The 360-nt window shown below is 70.6% G+C and carries 1 protein-coding gene; it reads left to right on the forward strand.

Annotation, left to right across the window (positions count from 1 at the left end):
• Positions 1-16: 16 nt before the first annotated feature.
• Positions 17-360: acyltransferase domain-containing protein (locus ACLQ2N_RS35995; protein WP_425820009.1), on the forward strand; the 344-nt coding region annotated here is incomplete at its 3' end.

Consider the following 360-nt stretch of genomic DNA (forward strand, 5'->3'; position numbering starts at 1 on the left):
TGAGGCCGAGGCCGGGATTGCCGCCGTCAACGGCCCGTCGGCGGTGGTGGTCTCGGGCACCGAGACCGCGATCGCGGAGATCGAGAAGCGGACGTCTGCGCGGACGAAGCGCCTGCGGGTTTCCCACGCCTTCCACTCCCCGCTGATGGACCCGATGCTGGAGGACTTCCGCACAGCCCTGAGCGGCATTGAGTTCCATGAGCCCACGCTCCCCGTCGTCTCCAACGTCACCGGCCGCCTGGCCGAAGCGGGTCTGCTGACCACCGCCGACTACTGGGTCGATCACGTCCGCCGCCCCGTCCGCTTCGCCGACGGAGTCCGTGCCGCCCGTGCTGCCGGGGCGACGGTGTTCCTGGAGGT

The organism is Streptomyces sp. DT224 (assembly GCF_049844595.1).
Classification (GTDB): domain Bacteria; phylum Actinomycetota; class Actinomycetes; order Streptomycetales; family Streptomycetaceae; genus Streptomyces.